This is a genomic window from Salmonella sp. SAL4457 (assembly GCF_046548235.1).
Classification (GTDB): Bacteria; Pseudomonadota; Gammaproteobacteria; order Enterobacterales; family Enterobacteriaceae; genus Salmonella; species Salmonella enterica.
The window spans coordinates 1-232 of record NZ_JBGDZO010001435.1; the positions used below are offsets into that span (position 1 = coordinate 1).

The 232-nt window shown below is 71.1% G+C and carries 1 protein-coding gene; it reads left to right on the top strand.

What is annotated here, in order from left to right:
• On the top strand, positions 1–232 hold a 232-nt coding region (locus tag ACLJNW_RS28905; protein ID WP_410962121.1), incomplete at both ends, for a nuclear transport factor 2 family protein.

Consider the following 232-nt stretch of genomic DNA (forward strand, 5'->3'; position numbering starts at 1 on the left):
AGCACGTGGCGGCGAGCTGGGTGGAGGATGGCGTATTCGACCGCGGCGAGACGCTGTCGAGCCCGCGCGGACGCGACACCATCGCCAGTCACGTGCGCAGCCCGGAGCACCAGGCCGCGATCGCGCGCGGCCGGGCACACGTCACCGGGCTCCCTCATGTCGCCATCGACGGCGATACCGCGGTGGTCACCTCCTACCTGCAGATCTTGGTGCCGCAGACGCAGGGTGAGGC